At 44.7% G+C, this 2,566-nt stretch carries 1 protein-coding gene; it reads right to left on the reverse strand.

What is annotated here, in order from left to right:
- Positions 1-64: 64 nt before the first annotated feature.
- Positions 65-2,293 (reverse strand): glycoside hydrolase family 2 protein, encoded by a 2,229-nt coding sequence (locus VF500_RS30740; RefSeq protein ID WP_330863310.1) that lies wholly within the window; start codon positions 2,291-2,293, stop codon positions 65-67.
- Positions 2,294-2,566: the final 273 nt, after the last annotated feature.

Here is a 2,566-nt window from a genome sequence, read left to right on the forward strand (position 1 = left end):
TAGGGGTTAAACAAAAACGCCCGGGCAATTTGCCCGGGCGTTTTTCATAATATCTAAACCAATATTATGGTTTCGTTTTGCTCATTGCAGAAATACCAGCATCAATATACTGACCACCCTGAATTTGATTACAGTGGATAGCAATCACGTTTTTACCGTTAAGGTTTATAGCCTCCTTGCTTTCCTTAGTCATTTGGATAATAGCATAGCCTGATGTATAACCTTCTTTTATGGCAGCCTTAACACCATTGATATAAACTTCGCAGGCATCATCATGGTGTAATGACAGTACCAGGTCGTTTTTATTTACGTTGGATACATTGAGTGTAAACTCCTGCCTCATCCAGATATCCTTACCATCCCAAACAGTTTTTACCACTGCTCCCGGAGTATTGGTGGTACCAAAACCGGCTTCGCCAGATTTCCAGGCATTATCGTCAAACTTTTCGCCAAACCAGCCATCAGCAGGTTTATCAAAAGTATATTTCCAGGTGCGTGCTTTATCCTTTGACGATGGCAGCACCTCGCGGATATACTCTTCATCGTGAATGATCTTATCGTTTGATGCCTTGATTGTTGCAACCGGGCCTTTCACAATTTCCCTGTCGTAAGTAAGCAAACCGTTCAGCTCAACTTCTACGTCGGTGGTTTCGGTGTACACGGCTGCGCTCAGACCTTCGTTGGTTTTATAGATCACCAGGTCATTAGCAAATTCATCATACAGGTTGGTATAAGCTTTTTGATTATCCATCATAATATAGGTAGGGCCGGTTTTCCAAACGTGACCGGGGATGATGTAACCAATACCACCGTACTCGCCGCAGGCCAATACCTGTGTTTTGCTTGAAGGAGCTGCAGGCGGCGGATAGCTGTGGATATCCAGAAAATCACCCACGCCAAAATGGGTACCACCACTTGCCTGGTTAATCAACCTTGAATTATCCAGTTTGCGCACAAGGTTAACCAAACCCGGCGTATTGTGCTGACCTTGAGCTTCGTTAAATACTACCCATGTTACTATTGAAGGTGAGTTCCAGTGGGTTTTAACCATGCGGGTAAGTTCTGAAGCGTAAGCAGCTGTATCAACCGGCGGCGTATGCTCGGTATATGAATTGGCCGATGGCATATCCTGCCAAATCATCAGTCCCAGTTTATCGGCCCAGTAGTACCAGCGATATGGCTCAACCTTAATGTGCTTACGCACCATGTTATAGCCAAAATTTTTGATCATTTGCAGATCATTCTTGATAGCCGCATCGGTTGGGGCTGTGTAGATCCCATCCGGCCAGAAACCCTGATCTAACGGACCAATCTGGAACAGGAATTTATTATTCAGGAACAGTTTCTTGTAACCATCCTGCTCGCCTACCGAAATTTTGCGCATGCCTGCATAGCTACTCACAGCGTCAACCTTTTTACCGCCTTTTTCAAGCGTAATATCCAGGTCATACAAAAATGGTGAATCAGGCGACCATAATTTGGCATTCGGAACAGGTACTGTAAACTCCAAATTAGGTTTACCGGAAGCTGTACTTACAACTTTACCCCCATCTTTTACTTTTACATTAACAGTATAACCAGCAGCGGTTGCCGCATCTATACTCAACTTTATTACTGATTGATCAATATCCGGTGTGATCCTAATATCGTTGATGCTTACAGCAGGAACCGGCTCTAACCAAACAGTTTGCCAGATGCCTGTAGTTGAGGTATACATAATACCCTGCGGATGCAGGGTTTGTTTACCCCGCGGAAACCCACCGTCATCAGTAGGGTCATAAACACGCACGGTGATCTCCTGCTCACCTGCGCCTTTAATCGCAGATGTGATGTCGTAGCTAAACGGATCATAACCCCCTGTATGCTTACCAAAGCTTTTGCCGTTAACAAACACTTCGCTTTCATAATCAACTGCACCAAAATGCAGCAGGATGTGTTCGCCTTTCCATGAAGCAGGAATTGTGAATTTACGGCGGTACCAGATCCGGTCGTGCTGCTCCATTACGCCCGACAAAGCCGATTCAACCGGGAAAGGCACGAGGATAGTTTGCGACAGCTTGCCCTTAGGTACAACCTCGCCGGCGGTTCCCGGCTGATACTGCCACAGGCCGTTTAGGTTCATCCATTTTTCGCGTGCCAGTTGTGGACGGGGATACTCGGGCAGTACATTCTTTGGGTCGACATCCTTGGCAAAGCGCGTCATTAAAACGGCTTTTTTAGGGTGCCACTCCTGCGCCTGGGCAAAGTATGGAAGCGCGGCAGCAGCAATGATAATAAACTTTTTAATGTTCATAATTTGATGTGGTAAAGCCGGCTAAACAGTTCCGACAAACCATTTAAATCGGCCATATTGGCTTTTTGATTAATTATTTCACACTAAAAGTATAGGATAAATTGAACCAATTTTAACGTTTGGTTACGTTTGATCGGTTTTGAAGAAAAGTTGATACGATTTGTTGCAGGTAACAGTCCATAAAATAAGAAGCAGGAAAGGATAATCCTTTCCTGCTTCTTATTTTATAATATTTCTTATTGTAGGGCCGCATAATTTCGTCTCCCATCAGGG

The organism is Mucilaginibacter sp. (genome assembly GCF_036383575.1).
In the GTDB taxonomy this organism is placed as follows: Bacteria; Bacteroidota; Bacteroidia; order Sphingobacteriales; family Sphingobacteriaceae; genus Mucilaginibacter.

Coding starts and splice junctions, on each gene's coding strand:
- VF500_RS30740 (WP_330863310.1), bottom strand. CDS start 2,293: ATGAACATTAAAAAGTTTATTATCATTGCTGCTGCCGCGCTTCCATAC.